General features: G+C 66.2%; 15 protein-coding genes. 1 reads left to right on the forward strand and 14 read right to left on the reverse strand.

The window, feature by feature from the left end; all coding sequences use genetic code 11:
- Positions 1 to 54: 54 nt before the first annotated feature.
- The 14 genes from C8J39_RS06970 to C8J39_RS07035 form a co-directional block, all read right to left on the reverse strand.
- Entirely contained in the window at positions 55 to 954 is a 900-nt protein-coding gene (locus tag C8J39_RS06970; RefSeq protein WP_120299875.1) for a hemolysin family protein, read from the reverse strand.
- Positions 955 to 962: 8 nt separating this feature from the next.
- On the reverse strand, positions 963 to 1,472 hold the full coding sequence (gene ybeY / locus C8J39_RS06975) for an rRNA maturation RNase YbeY (RefSeq protein WP_120299876.1): 510 nt from the start codon (positions 1,470 to 1,472) through the stop codon (positions 963 to 965).
- 9 nt (positions 1,473 to 1,481) lie between these two features.
- On the reverse strand, positions 1,482 to 1,877 hold the full coding sequence (locus C8J39_RS06980; RefSeq protein WP_120299877.1) for a type II toxin-antitoxin system VapC family toxin: 396 nt from the start codon (positions 1,875 to 1,877) through the stop codon (positions 1,482 to 1,484).
- On the reverse strand, positions 1,874 to 2,131 hold the full coding sequence (locus tag C8J39_RS06985; RefSeq protein ID WP_120300446.1) for a type II toxin-antitoxin system VapB family antitoxin: 258 nt from the start codon (positions 2,129 to 2,131) through the stop codon (positions 1,874 to 1,876). Before C8J39_RS06985 ends, C8J39_RS06980 begins: the two co-directional genes overlap by 4 nt.
- 48 nt (positions 2,132 to 2,179) lie before the next feature.
- Complete coding sequence (locus C8J39_RS06990) at positions 2,180 to 3,184, reverse strand: PhoH family protein (RefSeq protein WP_056057614.1); 1,005 nt, start codon at positions 3,182 to 3,184, stop codon at positions 2,180 to 2,182.
- Between the two features lie 383 nt (positions 3,185 to 3,567).
- Entirely contained in the window at positions 3,568 to 4,884 is a 1,317-nt protein-coding gene (miaB, locus tag C8J39_RS06995; protein ID WP_120299878.1) for a tRNA (N6-isopentenyl adenosine(37)-C2)-methylthiotransferase MiaB, read from the reverse strand.
- Positions 4,885 to 5,182: 298 nt separating this feature from the next.
- The gene (locus C8J39_RS07000) at positions 5,183 to 5,821 is read right to left on the reverse strand and encodes a 1-acyl-sn-glycerol-3-phosphate acyltransferase (RefSeq protein WP_120299879.1); all 639 of its coding nucleotides are present in this window, start codon (positions 5,819 to 5,821) and stop codon (positions 5,183 to 5,185) included.
- Positions 5,822 to 5,900: 79 nt separating this feature from the next.
- Entirely contained in the window at positions 5,901 to 6,323 is a 423-nt protein-coding gene (locus C8J39_RS07005; RefSeq protein ID WP_056047123.1) for a Fur family transcriptional regulator, read from the reverse strand.
- A 74-nt stretch (positions 6,324 to 6,397) separates the two neighbouring features.
- A complete protein-coding gene (locus C8J39_RS07010; RefSeq protein WP_120299880.1) occupies positions 6,398 to 6,886 on the reverse strand; it encodes a GNAT family N-acetyltransferase in 489 nt (162 codons plus the stop codon).
- Positions 6,886 to 7,503: a tRNA (adenosine(37)-N6)-threonylcarbamoyltransferase complex dimerization subunit type 1 TsaB gene (gene tsaB, locus C8J39_RS07015; protein WP_120299881.1), complete on the reverse strand. Its 618-nt coding sequence runs from the start codon at positions 7,501 to 7,503 to the stop codon at positions 6,886 to 6,888. Before tsaB ends, C8J39_RS07010 begins: the two co-directional genes overlap by 1 nt.
- Positions 7,504 to 7,617: 114 nt before the next feature.
- Entirely contained in the window at positions 7,618 to 8,211 is a 594-nt protein-coding gene (locus C8J39_RS07020; protein WP_120299882.1) for a malonic semialdehyde reductase, read from the reverse strand.
- Positions 8,211 to 8,783 carry a NifU family protein gene (locus tag C8J39_RS07025; RefSeq protein ID WP_093398839.1) on the reverse strand — a complete coding sequence of 191 codons (573 nt, stop codon included), beginning with the start codon at positions 8,781 to 8,783 and terminating at the stop codon, positions 8,211 to 8,213. The genes C8J39_RS07020 and C8J39_RS07025 overlap by 1 nt, the downstream gene beginning before the upstream one ends.
- 152 nt (positions 8,784 to 8,935) lie before the next feature.
- Positions 8,936 to 9,961, reverse strand: coding sequence for a patatin-like phospholipase family protein (locus tag C8J39_RS07030; protein ID WP_165895156.1), 1,026 nt, complete (start codon positions 9,959 to 9,961; stop codon positions 8,936 to 8,938).
- A 98-nt stretch (positions 9,962 to 10,059) separates the two neighbouring features.
- Positions 10,060 to 10,797 (reverse strand): aspartyl/asparaginyl beta-hydroxylase domain-containing protein, encoded by a 738-nt coding sequence (locus C8J39_RS07035; protein ID WP_120300447.1) that lies wholly within the window; start codon positions 10,795 to 10,797, stop codon positions 10,060 to 10,062.
- Positions 10,798 to 11,095: 298 nt separating this feature from the next.
- Between C8J39_RS07035 and C8J39_RS07040 the strand changes: the two genes are divergently transcribed.
- Positions 11,096 to 14,005 carry a pitrilysin family protein gene (locus C8J39_RS07040; protein WP_120299884.1) on the forward strand — a complete coding sequence of 970 codons (2,910 nt, stop codon included), beginning with the start codon at positions 11,096 to 11,098 and terminating at the stop codon, positions 14,003 to 14,005.
- The last annotated feature ends 166 nt before the right edge of the window (positions 14,006 to 14,171 follow it).

Genomic DNA, 14,171 nt, shown 5'->3' on the forward strand with positions numbered 1-14,171 from the left:
GCCGGGGCAATGGATCATGGGTAAAAGGCCCGCCGATCCATTGCAGACGCTGTGTCAGTCGTCGTCCTCGACCGGCACCACCGGCGGATGCAGGCGCAACCGGTTGATACGGCGTTCGTCGGCGTCGATAATCTCCAGCTTCCAGCCACTTGGATGGTCGACGCATTCGCCGATCTGCGGGACATGCCCCGCCAGAAGCGCCGCCAATCCGCCCAGCGTATCGATATCGCCATCGACTTCCGCAAGACGTGGATCGATCAGTTCTGCGGCGTCTTCCAGCTCAGCGCGTGCGTCGGCATCCCAGGCGCCGCCCTCGATCGGCGTCATCAGCACCTGCGGCGCCTCGTCATGCTCGTCCTCGACCTCGCCGACGATCTCCTCGATCAGGTCCTCGAACGTCACGAGTCCTTCGGTGCCGGAGTATTCGTCGAGCACGATCGTCAAATGGACGTGCTTCTGCCGCATGTCCGCGAGCAGATCGAGCGCGCCGCGCGACATAGGCGCGTAGAGCGGCTCGCGGATCAGCCCGGCGATCGACGTCGGGTGCTCGGCACCGGTCGCGAGAATGTTGAAGACGTCCTTGATGTGGACCATGCCGATGATCGTATCGAGGTTGTCGCGGTACACCGGGAGGCGGCTGTGACCCGCTTCGGCGAACAGCTTGACGAGATCGGCAAACGGCGTGTCCTCCTCGACCGCGATGATGTCCGCGCGCGGCACGCCGACATCGCCGGCGTCGCGCTCGCTGAAGTGGAGCAGGTTGCGGACCATCTGGCGCTCGAGCGGGGTGAGATCGCCCTTCGCATCGGGGGCGGGATCGCCCTCGTGCCGGTCGATCGCATCCTCGAGCTGGTCGCGAAGGGATTCGTCTTGAGCACCGAAGATCAGGCCCTTGAGCCCGCGCCAAATACTGTCGCTACTATCGCCGTTACCGGCATTGGGGCCATCGGCCATCGTGGTCGTCAGTCCTCTGTTATCAAGTAAGGATCGTGGAGACCGAGCGCCGCGAGCGCATCGCGCTCGATCTGCTCCATGCCCTCGGCCTCGTCGTCGTCGATATGGTCATAGCCTAGCAGATGCAGCGTGCCGTGCACCATCAGATGCATCGCGTGATCCTCGACCGAAATCCCGCGCTCGGCCGCTTCCGCGACGCAAACGCCGTGCGCGAGGATGATGTCGCCGAGCAGCACCTCGCCGTCATCCGAATTCTGGCTGACCGTGGCGAGCAGGTCGGGCTGGACCATCGGGAAGGACAGGACGTTGGTCGGCTTGTCCTTCTGGCGATACTGCTTGTTGAGCGTGTGGACCTCCTCGTCGGAGGCGAGGCGGATCGAAATCTCGACCGTCGCGGCGCTGGTCAGCAGTTCGCCGTGCGGGGTCCGCTGGATCGCTGCCGTTGCTGCACGCAGAGCAAGCGCGTCCCAATCCTGCTCAGGCCAGGGGGCGTCGGAAGAGAGCGCGATTTCGAGCATGCAGGTCCTTCAGGCGAGATCGGTGAGGGCGAAATCATTACCCTTGTAGAGAAGTTCCGCACCATGGGTTTTCGCGCAGGCATAGGCGAAACAATCGCCCATGTTGAGCTTCGCGGGGTGGCGGCCCTTGCCGTAGCGTGCCGCCGCGACAATCGCCTGCTGGCCTTCGCTGTGGCCGATCGGCACGAGACGAAGTCCGGCTTCATACGCAAAGCTCGAAATGAGGTCGGCCGCCTGCTGGAGGCTGACGGTTTTCAACCTTGCGATCGCCTGCGCCGCTTCCCACGCGCCGACCGCGCAATAATAGCGGTCGACATGCGCCTCGATCACATCGGCGAAATCGTCCGCTTCCGGCTCGCCGTGAACGATTGCGACGATAGCGGATGCGTCGACGAGAATGGTCAATCATCGTCCTCATCGTTCAACGAATCGTAGAAGGCCTTGTCGGCCTCAAGTCCTGTGGACTCGCCTAATGGATGCGCCTCGCGCCATGCGCGCAGTCGTTCTCGCATGCTCAGCGGAGGAGCTTCCGGTGCCAGTTCCGCTTTTCGCTTACGCAGGAGATCACGAACGACCTCGGTCTTGGTCACACCCAGACGTGCCGCAAGCTCCGTCGCGAGCTCGGCGGTTTCGTTGTCCTTGATGTAGAGAGACGCCATCGTCATCCTCCTGGGATATCCCGGATATACTCCGGGATATCCCGAGCATCAACCATCGGTTCCTTCGTAGGCCTCGACGACGCGACCGACGATCGGATGGCGGACGACGTCGCCGACGGTGAAGCGACACATCGAGATGCTCTCGACGCCTTCCAGCCGCCGGACCGCATCCGCCAAACCGGACGCCGCGACGCCGCCGGGGATGTCGACCTGCTTCGGATCGCCGCAGATCACCATGCGGCTGTTCTGGCCGAAGCGGGTGAGGAACATCTTCATCTGCGCGGGTGTGGTGTTCTGCGCCTCGTCGAGGATCACGAACGCGTCAGCTAGCGTGCGGCCGCGCATGAAGGCGATGGGGGCGACCTCGATCTCGCCCGATGCGATGCGGCGTTCGACCTGCTCTGCGGGGAGGCAGTCGTAGAGCGCATCGTAGAGCGGGCGAAGGTACGGATCGACCTTCTCCTTCATGTCGCCGGGGAGGAAGCCGAGGCGTTCGCCGGCTTCGACTGCGGGACGTGACAGGATCAGGCGCTGGACGCTGCCGTTGATGAGCTGCTGCACGGCTTGCGCGACCGCGACATAGGTCTTTCCGGTGCCTGCCGGCCCGAGCGCGAAGATCATGTCGTTGTTGGCAAGCTCGCGCATATAGTGCGCCTGCGCCGGCGTGCGGGGGACGATCGTTTTCTTACGTGTGCGGATCATGATCGGGGGCGCACCGCCGCCACCGGCATCGGCGCGGATGATGCCTTCGAGCACGGGTTCGTCCGCCATCGCTATCGACGCATCGACCAAGCCTGCGTCGACATCTTCGCCGCGCTGGATGCGGGCGTAGAGATCGTGGAGCACGTCGCGGGCCTTAGCGACCTGTTCGGCGGTGCCCTCCAAGCCGATCTTGTTCCCTCGTGCGGTGATGTAGACGCCGAGGCGATTTTCGAGCGCTACCAAGTTCTGGTCGTACTGGCCGAACAGCCGGACGAGCAATTGGGGCTTGTCGAACAGCAGTTCGACTCGGGCGCGGTCACCGGACTGGGCGGGAACGGGTTTACGGCTCATACGGTCCTTTCAGGGTGTCAAAGGTTACGCCTGGAAGCGTCGAACCGTAACCTTTGAAAGGAAGATGAGCACGCCAAGCGACGCGTTCAAGCCGCGCCGGGGCGCTGGCCGACAGATGATTCGAGTCGCGTGGGCGAAGCTGCATCGGGGGTGAGTGTGACAGGCGATCGGGGTGTAGGACAGCGAAATCGCGGGGGTGGTTTCGCGATCCGCGCGTATTGTTTTGAAGCCTCAGGGACGCCGTTGCGATCCTCCCCCGCAAGGGGGAGGTGTCGCCGCAGGTGACGGAGGGGGAGGACGCGCAACTGCGGTTATCGCGCCCTCCCCCTCCGTCAGGCAAGTGCCTGCCACCTCCCCCTGGCGGGGGAGGATCAGATCGGGGCTTAGGCTGCCTCGGCGACCCGTTCGATGCCGGTGAGCGAGTTCGGGCCAGCAGCGGCTAGCGTCACCTCCACCAGGTCACCGATAGCGTGGTTGCCGATCAGGTGGACCGATTGCAGCCAGGGGGACTTGCCGATCAGCTGGCCAGGGAGTTTGCCCGCGCGCTCGAGCAGGACCGAACAGGTGCGGCCGACGGTGGCGGCGTTGAAGGCGTGCTGGTCGCGGTTGAGCGCGGCCTGGAGGCGTTGGAGGCGCTCGTCCATGACCGATTCCGGGACTTGCTCGACGATCGAGGCGGCAGGCGTGCCGGGGCGGGGGCTGTATTTGAAGCTGTAAGCCTGCGCGTAGCCTACCGCGTCGACCAGGCTCAGCGTGTCCTCGAACTCGGCATCGGTCTCGCCGGGGAAGCCGACGATGAAGTCGCCCGAGAGTGCGATGTCGGGGCGGACTTCGCGGACGCGGTCGAGCAGGCGGAGGTAGGAGTCGCGGGTGTGGCTGCGGTTCATCGCCTTCAGCACGCGGTCGCTGCCGGCCTGCACGGGGAGGTGGAGGAACGGCATCAGGCTTTCGATGTCGCGGTGTGCGTCGATCAGGCCTTGCGTCATGTCGTTGGGGTGGCTGGTGGTGTAGCGAATGCGCGCGAGGCCTGGGATGCGGTCTAGGTCGCGGATCAGGTCGTGGAGGCCGCGCTCATCCTCGGACCACGCGTTGACGTTCTGGCCGAGCAGCGTGATCTCGCGCGCGCCGGCATCGACCAGCGCCTTCGCCTCGTCGACGATCGCCGCGAACGGGCGGCTGATTTCCGCGCCCCGCGTGTAGGGGACGACGCAGTAGGTGCAGAATTTGTCGCAGCCTTCCTGCACGGTGAGGAAGGCGGAAGGGGCGACCTTCCGCCGGGCGGGGAGCGCGCCGAACTTCGACAGCAGCGGCATGTCGGTGTCGAGTGAGGGCGTGCCGGCGGCTGCCTTCGCAACCAGATCAGGGAGGTTGTGATAGGCTTGCGGGCCGACGACGATGTCGACCTTGGCGCGGGTGAAGATCTCCTCGCCCTCGGCTTGCGCGACGCAGCCGGCGACCGCGATCATGGGCGTCTTGCCGGACTTGCGGCGCTGGTCCTTCCGGAGGCGGCCGATGTCCGAATAGACCTTTTCGGTGGCGCGTTCGCGGATGTGGCAGGTGTTGAGGACGACGACGTCGGCGTCGACCGCGTCGGCTTGCGTGAGGCCCTGGGCCGCCATCAGCTCGGCCATGCGCTCGCCGTCGTAGACGTTCATCTGGCAGCCGAAAGATTTTACGTGGAAGGTTTTGGGGGGAGACATGCGGGGCGTGTAGCGGATTTGTGGGGGTTGGGGGAGGGGGCGTTGCTCCTGCTTGTCACACTGCGGCAACGCTTGAAATGGGCGCCACCCCGGCGGAGGCCGGGGCCCAGTTGGGGGACGTTGCTGACTAAGGTCCGCGTCCGTTACAGCGACCTTTCCAACTGGGCCCCGGCCTTCGCCGGGGTGGTGTTCCTCTGTTAAGGAAACTGGGGAAGCGGTGGCGCGCCCTTGTTCTCCCGCGAAGGCGGGAGTCCAGTCTGGGTCCCCGCCTTCGTGGGGAAACACTCTTTGGTCGTGGCTAGAGCGCTTCCATGCGGCGGCGGGCTTCGGCGGCTATGGCTTTGCGGTCGCCGTATTGTGCAGGGTCGAAGGGTTCGGTGAAGTGCAGCGTCGCGACGAATGTGCCCCGCCGCTTCAGGACGCGGGCGGCGTGGTGTTGGCCGGGCTCGTCGCCGACCCAGGCGAGTTCGTCCGTGGCCAAGCCATAGTCTATGCGGACGGGTTGCACGCGGACGCCGGGTGGGGGCGGGTCCAGGGCCGCCAGCAGTGCGGCCTTGAAGGGGAGGAGGGTGGTGCCGTCTCCCGTCGTTCCCTCGGGGAAAAGGGTTACGGGCCAGTCAGCCGCCAACGCGTCGCGGATTTGGGCGATCTGGGCGGTTACTGCCATGCGGTCGGCGCGGCTTACGAAGATCGTGTGGTTGAGCGTGCAGAGCCAGCCGACCAGCGGGGCGCTGCGGAGTTCCGATTTCGCCACGAACGCGCTGCCCGTCGCGCCGGACAGGAGGAGGATGTCGATCCAGCTCAGATGGTTCGAAACGAAGACGACGTCGTGGCGAAGCGGCGTGCCGACGATGCGGTGGCGGGCGCCGACTATGCGCGCGACCAGCCCCAGGAATCGCGGTGGCCAAGGCGATTTGCGGCCGAGCAGCCGCCACATACCGTGCAATGGCAGCGCCAAGATCAGCGCGAGCAGCAGCGCAGCAAGTCGCGCGCCGAGGCGGATCGCGCCGATCGTTTCAGTCCTTGCGGGTGAGCGCGACGCCGTAGAGTTCCATGCGGTGATCGACCAGCCGGAAGCCCAGTTTCTCGGCGATCGCCTTCTGCAACTGCTCGAGTTCGGGATCGACGAATTCGATCACCTTGCCGCTCTCGACGTCGATCAGGTGATCGTGATGTGCCTCGGGCGCAGGCTCGTAGCGCGCGCGGCCGTCGCCGAAATCGTGGCGGTCGAGGATGCCGGCTTCCTCGAACAGGCGGACGGTGCGGTACACCGTCGCGATCGAAATGCCGGGATCGATCTGCGACGCGCGCTCATAGACTTTCTCGACGTCGGGGTGGTCGTCCGCCTCGGACAGCACGCGCGCGATGACGCGGCGCTGCTCGGTAATGCGCAGGCCCTTCTCGTTGCAGAGTGCTTCCAGATCGATTTTGCGCGGCATGTGTCGTTCCCTCGTTGAGTGCCATGTAGGGCCTCCGCGCTGTTGCGAAAAGGGATAGTGACTCGCAATAAGCCTTAGCTGTTGATATCTTTAGAGTATGTATGTGCGTCATACGCGACGCCGGTCTTGCCGCGGTAGTAGGCGCGGCGTTCGCCGACCTTGGTGAAGCCGTGCGCATCGTACATCTTGACCGCGTCGTTGCCGGCGCGGACCTCGAGGTGGAGCTTGGCGATGCTACCGACCGAGCAATCGGCAATCGCCGCACGGATCAGCGCGGTGCCGACGCCACGACGGCGATAGTCGGGCGCGACCGCGATCAGCAGCAGTTCGGCTTCGTCGGCGACCGACCGCGTCATCGTGAACCCGGCGGGGAAGTCATCGACGAAGGCGATGGTGAGGTGGACGCCGGTCAGTGCGAGCACGCCGAGGCACTGGCTGCGCGTCCACGCCTCGCCGTAGCGTGGGTCGAACGCGTCGGTCATCAGCGCGTCGACGATCGCGAGATCGCGCGCGTCGCCGGTGCGGAGCTTGACAATGCGCGTGGCGGCCTGGCGCGTGGCCATTATTTCGGGACCGACGGCTTGGCGTCGGGCGCGCGGCCGTAGATCGGGCTTGGCGCGAGCGCGGTCAGCGCCGCGGGCAGCAGGATCGCGGAGGCTGCGTCGGGGAGTGCTTCGGTGAGGTCCAAGCCGTCGTCGAGTGCGGCGAGCCAGCGGATGCCGTTGCCGACTGCGCGCCGTCCTGCCAGCGCGGCGAGCGCGGCCTCGGGCTTCAGCGATACCATGTCGGATCGCGGCGACAGATCGGCGGAGAAAGCCTGCATGAAGACTTCGCCATGCCCGCCTTCCATGATCACCGCAATATCGTCGGTTAAGCGGTCGGCGAAACCGGCGGCGGCGATGAGCGGAAGCGAGGAAAAACCGGCGATTTCCGCGCCCCAGCCGAGCGCCAGGCCGCGGGCGGCGGCGATCCCGACGCGGACGCCGGTGAAGCTGCCGGGGCCGCAATCGACTATGATGCGGTCGGCTCGGCCACCGTTGGGGAGCTCGGCGATCATCGGAATGAGGCGCTCGGCGTGGCCTCGGCCGACGACTTCGTGCGCGCGAGCGATGACGGCGCCGTCTTCGATCAGGGCGACGGAGCAGGCGGTGGTGGATGTTTCGATGACTAAAGTGCGCACGTCTTATTCCCTCTCCCCCTCGGGGAGAGGGCTAGGGTGAGGGGCAGCCAAGCAGTGCGTCGCCTGGAACAGCCCCTCACCCAACCCTCTCCCCGAGGGGGAGAGGGCTATTTATCAAGCGATGCTGTTGAACTTTGCGAAGTCGGGGCGGGGCGAGCGGGCGTAGATCGTCGCGGGATCGCCGTGGCCGAGCGTCGAGATGAAGTTGGTCCGCACCGCGGGCGTGTCGTGGAAGAACGCCGCATCGACCTTGCCCGCGTCGAAGCCCGACATCGGCCCGGTATCGAGCCCGAGCATCCGCGCGGCGATGATGAAATACGCACCCTGCAACGTCGAGTTGCGGAACGCGGACGCCTCGCGCAGTTCGGCATTGCCGTCGAACCACGACTTCGCATCGGCGTGCGGGAACAGCTCGGGCAGGTGCTCGTGGAAATTGGTGTCCATGCCGATGATTACCGACACGGGGGCGTTGAGGATCTTCGGCTGGTTCTGCGCGCTGCACGCATCGGCGAGCTTCTGCTTGGCCTCGTCGCTGGTGACCCAGATCAGGCGCGCGGGGAGCTGGTTGGCCGACGTCGGGCCCCACTTCATCAGGTCCCAGATCGCGTGCAGCTCGGACTCGGCGACCGGCTGGTTGGTGTAGCCGTTATAGCTGCGGGCATCGCGGAAGACGGCGTCGAGGACGGTGTCGTCGAGTTTCTGACGCATCAGACGGCTCTCACTTCGGTGACTTCGGGGACGTAGTATTTCAGCAGCTGCTCGATGCCGTTCTTGAGCGTGGCGCTCGACGACGGGCAACCGGCGCAGGCGCCCTGGAGCTGGAGGAACACCTTGCCCTTGTCGAAGCCGCGATAGACGATGTCGCCGCCGTCGTTGGCGACCGCGGGCCGCACGCGCGTGTCGATCAGTTCGCGGATCTGCGCGACGATGTCGGCATCGGCGGGATCGTCGGACAGAGCCGGTTCGTCCGACGGCACCGAGAAGCCGGCGCGCGCGGGCTTGAACAGCGGCATCGCGGCGGAGAAGTGATCGAGCAGGATCGCCAGCACGTCTGGCTTCAGGTCCGACCAGGCAGTGCCTGGCGCGGCGGTGACCGAGACGAAATCGCGGCCGAAGAACACGCCGGTGACGTCGCCGAGACCGAAGATCGCATCGGCGAGCGAACTCACCTCGGCTTCCTCGGGGGTGGCGAAGTCGCGCGTGCCGGCTTCCATGACGGTGCGTCCCGGCAGGAACTTCAGCGTCGACGGGTTGGGAGTGGATTCCGTTTCGATGAGCATGAGAGGCATGTGGCCCGAAGGGGGCGGGGGATCAAGCGCGGAACGGGAAACGGTTTCTTTCGGGGGGTGAGGGCATTCCGGCTAACTCGTTCGCGCCGGTACTGCGCCCTGGCTGTCCGGCGACGCGACCCACGTAAATTGCGTCAGGGGGCTTACGCTGCGAGCGGCAGCGGTGGACCTGACTGCTTGGTCCGTAGCTTGTCGGCCCAGCGGGTGAGCACGGCATCGTTGGCGACGATCCAGTCCTCGGCCAGCGTGGTGAGAGCGGCGAGATACGCGGCACTCGAATTGTCCAGTCCGCCATCACCAGAGGGCAACGCGAAATCGGCGCGGTCATATGCGGCGATGTCCAGCCGCCGGGCCTGATAGGAGATCGTACTGGAACTGGCCTGCATCAGGATCGAGAAGATCGGCACGCCCCGGAACGGGTTCACCCAGCCCAGGGACGACCAGTTCCGCGCGGAGGGATAGGGTCGATCGGACCGGCCCGTACCCAGCGACAGGATCTCGATGTCGCCGAGATGCCAGCCAAGCTTGCGCCCCTCGATGATCGCCGCGATCGTCGGATCATTGGCGAACACGCCGCCATCGACCATCAGCAGATCCGGTTCCAATTTGGTGGGATCGTCGATCGCGGCCGGCTTAAAGAACGTCGGAGCGGCTGATGTCGCGCGCGCCGCGATATGCAGCGGGAAAACCCGCTCGGGGATGCCGAGCTTGCGGTTATAATCGGGGCCGCCGGCCATGAACACCGCCTTGCGCGCCAGCAGGTCATACGCCGGAATGACGATATTCGTCAGCGCATCGCGCGTCGTCACGCGCGTGCCGATCCGCGCCGCCAGGATCCGTTCCAGCGGCCGGGCGCTATAGGGCCAGCCCGGTATGCGAAGGGGGATGCCGAAGACGTGCGGGAAGATCCGCTTGCTCTCGTTGCGGTAGAGATCGACGAGGTCGCTTGCCGTGCAGGCGGCCCGTTTCGGATCCGCCTCGCTGGGTGCGGTGAGGCCGGCGGCGATGATTCCACCGGTCGACGTACCGGCGATCAGATCGAAACAGTCGTGCAGCGGCCGGCCGATCCGACGCTCCAGCTCGGCGAGGATCAGTGCGGGGATCAGCCCGCGCGTCCCGCCGCCATCGATCGTCAGGATGTATCTCGGTCTCGCACGATCACTGTCCACGGCGCCCTCTCCCACTGCTGGCCTGAGCGTATCAGTAGACGACCACAACGACGTCCGGAGATCGGTCCGGATCGGTGCAACCTCTCACGCGGGATCGCTCAGACGTCGAGCTGCTTCACCGCGGCGTTCCAGCTGCCGATGTTGCGGACCGCGTCCTGGACGAAGGCGGAGCGGCGGACGACGCCGAGGAACAGGTCGGCGATCCACTTGCCGGGGTTGCGCAGGGGGCGTTCGAACTGGATCAGCAACACGACGCGGGTGCCGGTCGTGTCGTTCCAGACCTCGTGCTGGTAGGTGTCGTCGAACACGAGCGTCTCGCCTTCCGCCCAACGTACCACGCGGTCGTGGACGCGCATGCGGACGTCGCCGTCGCGCGGGACGATCAGGCCGAGGTGGCAAGTGATGAGGCCCTTGGTCACGCCGCGGTGCTCGGGAATGTGCGTGCCCGGCGCGAGGATCGAGAAGAACGCGCTGTTGAGGCCGGGAATGCGCGCAACCGCCGCTGCCGTGTGCGGGCAGCGTGCTAGGCTCTCCTCGATCGGATAGCCGTAGCCGTAGAGGAAGAACGAGCGCCACTTGTCGACCTCGGCGATCGAGCGGTGATCGGGCGAGATCGTCGCGAGGCTGGGCGACGCTTCGCCTTGCAACGCGACGCGGACCGCCTCGTCGCGGATCGCGGCCCAGTTCTCGCGCAGGCCTGCGGTCCAGGTGAAGTCGCGGACGTCGAGTACCGGATCGTTGGCGACCAGCGAGGACGACGCGATCATCCGGTCGAACACGCCGCGCAAGTGCTTGCCGACGCGGATGATCAGCGGGCGGTTGGCCTCGGCGACCATCGGCGCACCGGGTTTGGGCGCGCCGGATATGACGTTGAGATCGGGCACGCGGGTGCTGCGGCGTACTGCCGGTTCGCCCGAATCCCGCCACAATGAACACTGCCCCAGATCGTGGCTCAGTTCGTGCCCCAGTTCGGCTTCGACCGTCATTTCTACCCTAGTATCCAGGCGCGCGGCGGCGCCGATCCCGTTGTTCGGACACGATATACCGGCAGTGTTGGACGAAATGATGGCACCGCGCGCCCGGTGCGGAGGCAGGGCACTGGCGAGTGACGCCCGCGACCGCTACAGGTGAGCCATGGTGTCCTTTTCGCGCTTGTACCGCGCTCCCGTCCTCATCCCCGTCATCCTCGGCCTCGCCATTCCGGCGAGCGGCCAGATGGCGACGCAGCAGGCCGTATCCACCCCTGCAAAGGAAGCGCCGACGCTTCCCGAGCTGCCGGGGATCGATACGACCGCGTGGCTCTACAAGGGCAGCGATCTCACGCGGGATCCGGAGTGGAAGTTCGGCACATTGCCCAACGGCATGCGCTTTGCGGTGCGCAAGAACGGCGTGCCACCGGGCCAGGTGTCGGTGCGCGTGCGGATCGATGCGGGGTCGCTGAACGAGACCGACAGCGAGCGGGGTTTCGCGCATTTCATCGAGCATCTGTCGTTCCGCGGCTCGGAATACGTGCCGGACGGTGAGGCCAAGCGCGTGTGGCAGCGGTTCGGGGCGACCTTCGGGTCTGATACCAACGCGCAGACGACGCCGACCTCGACCACGTTCAAGCTCGATCTTCCGTCCGCGACCGAGTCTGGCCTCGACGAGAGCCTGAAGATCATGTCGGGGATGATGGAGAAGCCGGTCATCACCGACGCTTCCGTCACCGCCGAGCGGCCGGTCGTACTGGCGGAACAGCGCGAGCAGCCGGGGCCGCAGGTGCGGTTCGGCGATGCGATCCGCGCGACGTTCTTCGCCGCGCAGCCGCTCGCGGATCGTTCGCCGATCGGCAACATCAAGACGCTGGAGGCGGCGACCGGTGCCACGGTGAAGGCGTTCCACGATCGCTGGTATCGGCCCGAGAACACCGTCGTCATCATCTCGGGCGACATGGATCCGGCGTTGTTCGGGCGGTTGATCGTCAAGAACTTCGCGGACTGGAAGGGCGTCGGCCCGGTCGTGCCTGCGCCCGATTTCGGCAAGCCCGATCCGAAGGCGCCGGTCTCCGCGACGATCGCCGAGCCGGCGATTCCGGCGGTGGTGACACTCGGCGTGGTGCGGCCCTGGGAGTATAAGGACGACACTGCGATCATGAACCAGAAGCGGCTGGTCGACGTGCTGGCCACCCGGCTGATCAGTCGGCGCCTCGAGACGCGGGCGCGCGCGGGCGGGAGCTTCCTGCAGGCAGGCGTGTCGATCGACGACGTGTCGCGCTCGGCGAACCTGACGAGCGTCAATATCGTGCCGATCGGGACCGACTGGGAAGCGGCGTTGAAGGACGTCCGCGCGGTAATCGCCGACGCGCAGACCAACGCGCCGAGCCAGGCCGAAGTCGACCGCGAATATGCCGATTTCGACACGATCATGCGGACCAGCGTCGAGACGGCGAAGGTCGAGGCGGGGTCGAAGCAGGCGGACGACATGGTCGGCGCGCTCGATATTCGCGAGACCGTGGCCGGGCCCGAGACGTCGTACAAGATATTGCAGGACGCCAAGGCGAAGGGCATGTTCACGCCTGCCACGCTACTCGCGTCGAGCAAGGCTATTTTCGAAGGTACGACGCGCGCTCTCGTGAATACGCAAACGCCCGATGCGGGGGCTGCGAACAAGCTGGCGACCGCTTTGAAGGCGGACGTTTCGGGTCTCGCCGGCAAGCGGCGTGCGCAGGCTGCGGTCGATTTCTCGAAGCTGCCGTCGCTCGGCAAGCCGGGTGTCGTCGCGAGCCGAGAGAAGATCGCCGCGTTCGACATGGAGCAGGTGAACTTCGCCAATGGCACGCGCGTGCTGCTGTTCCCGAACGCGGGCGAGACCGGGCGCGTGTATGTGCGCGTGCGGTTCGGCGGCGGCTATACCGCGATCCCGTCGAACCGGCCTACGCCGGCCTGGGCGGGTGATCTCGCGCTGGTCGCGGGTGGTATCGGCAAGCTCGACCAGGGCGATCTTGACCAGCTCACCGCGGGTCGGCGGATCGGGCTCGACTTCGGGATCGACGACGATGCGTTCACGCTGAGCGCGATCACGTCGCCGGCGGATTATTCGGATCAGTTGCGGTTGATGGCGGCGAAACTCGCGTTCCCGGCGTGGGATCCGGCACCGGTGGCGCGTGCTCGTGTGGCGGCGCTGGCGGGGTTTGCCGGGTATGACTCGTCGCCGGACGGTGTGTTGTCGCGCGACCTGGAAGGTCTGCTGCGGGCGGGTGATCCGCGTTGGGGGACGCCGTCGAAGCCGACCGTCGAGGCGCTGAATGCGAAGGACTTCCGCGCGTTCTGGGAGCCGATCCTGAAGACCGGGCCGATCGAGGTCTCGATCTTCGGCGATGTGAAGACCGAGGATGCGATCGCCGCGGTGGCGAAGTCGTTCGGGGCGATGAAGCCGCGGACGGCGGTGTCGACGGTTGGCGCGCCGGTCGGCTTTCCTGCGCACAACGCGACGCCGGTTATGCGCGCGCATACCGGCCCCGAGAACCAGGCGGCGGCGGTGATCGCCTGGCCGACCGGTGGCGGGATCGACAACATCGTCGAGGCGCGGCGTCTTGACGTGCTGGCGCAGGTGTTCAGCGATCGGCTGTTCGAGCGGCTCCGGCAGGCGGCGGGCGCGAGCTACAGCCCGAACGTGTCGAGCCAGTGGCCGGTGGGCATGAACACCGGCGGCCGGATGGTCGCGATCGGGCAGGTGGCGCCGGACAAGGTGGCGTTCTTCTTCCAGATCGCGCGCCAGATCGCGGCGGAACTGGTGTCGACGCCGATCGCGGCGGACGAGCTGGACCGGATCAAGAAGCCGATGGGGCAGTATATCCTGCGCGCGTCGACCGGGAACCAGTTCTGGTTGCAGCAGCTCGGCGGCGCGACGTTCGATCCGCGGCGGATCGCGGCGACGCAGCGGATCGCGAGCGATCTGGTGGCGACCACGCCGGTGGAGTTGCAGGCGACGGCTGCGAAGTATCTGCGGCCGGAGAAGGACTGGACGATGGCCGTGGTGCCGACTGCGGCGCCCGCGAAGAAGTGATCTTCGACCCTCTCCCTTAGGGGGAGAGGGAAGGAGGAGCCGCTTGGCGACGGGAGGGTGAGGGCACGTGGTTTGGCAAGCGTGCCCTCACCCTCCCACGCGCAAGGGCGCGCGGGCCCCTCCCTCTCCCCTGAAGGGAGAGGGGATTTTACCTGCCGTTGCCGAT

Origin of the sequence: Sphingomonas sp. PP-CC-1A-547 (assembly GCF_003610375.1) — a bacterium.
In the GTDB taxonomy this organism is placed as follows: domain Bacteria; phylum Pseudomonadota; class Alphaproteobacteria; order Sphingomonadales; family Sphingomonadaceae; genus Sphingomonas.

Bases quoted from the DNA above. Each gene is read 5' to 3' on its own strand.
- miaB (WP_120299878.1), bottom strand. From the start codon at position 4,884: ATGTCTCCCCCCAAAACCTTCCACGTAAAATCTTTCGGCTGCCAGATG.
- C8J39_RS07000 (WP_120299879.1), bottom strand. From the start codon at position 5,821: ATGTGGCGGCTGCTCGGCCGCAAATCGCCTTGGCCACCGCGATTCCTG.
- C8J39_RS06970 (WP_120299875.1), bottom strand. From the start codon at position 954: ATGGCCGATGGCCCCAATGCCGGTAACGGCGATAGTAGCGACAGTATT.
- C8J39_RS07025 (WP_093398839.1), bottom strand. From the start codon at position 8,783: ATGCTCATCGAAACGGAATCCACTCCCAACCCGTCGACGCTGAAGTTC.
- C8J39_RS07010 (WP_120299880.1), bottom strand. From the start codon at position 6,886: ATGGCCACGCGCCAGGCCGCCACGCGCATTGTCAAGCTCCGCACCGGC.
- C8J39_RS06985 (WP_120300446.1), bottom strand. From the start codon at position 2,131: ATGGCGTCTCTCTACATCAAGGACAACGAAACCGCCGAGCTCGCGACG.
- ybeY (WP_120299876.1), bottom strand. From the start codon at position 1,472: ATGCTCGAAATCGCGCTCTCTTCCGACGCCCCCTGGCCTGAGCAGGAT.
- C8J39_RS06990 (WP_056057614.1), bottom strand. From the start codon at position 3,184: ATGAGCCGTAAACCCGTTCCCGCCCAGTCCGGTGACCGCGCCCGAGTC.
- C8J39_RS07020 (WP_120299882.1), bottom strand. From the start codon at position 8,211: ATGCGTCAGAAACTCGACGACACCGTCCTCGACGCCGTCTTCCGCGAT.
- C8J39_RS07035 (WP_120300447.1), bottom strand. From the start codon at position 10,797: ATGGTCGCCGAGGCCAACCGCCCGCTGATCATCCGCGTCGGCAAGCAC.
- C8J39_RS07005 (WP_056047123.1), bottom strand. From the start codon at position 6,323: ATGCCGCGCAAAATCGATCTGGAAGCACTCTGCAACGAGAAGGGCCTG.
- C8J39_RS07040 (WP_120299884.1), top strand. From the start codon at position 11,096: ATGGTGTCCTTTTCGCGCTTGTACCGCGCTCCCGTCCTCATCCCCGTC.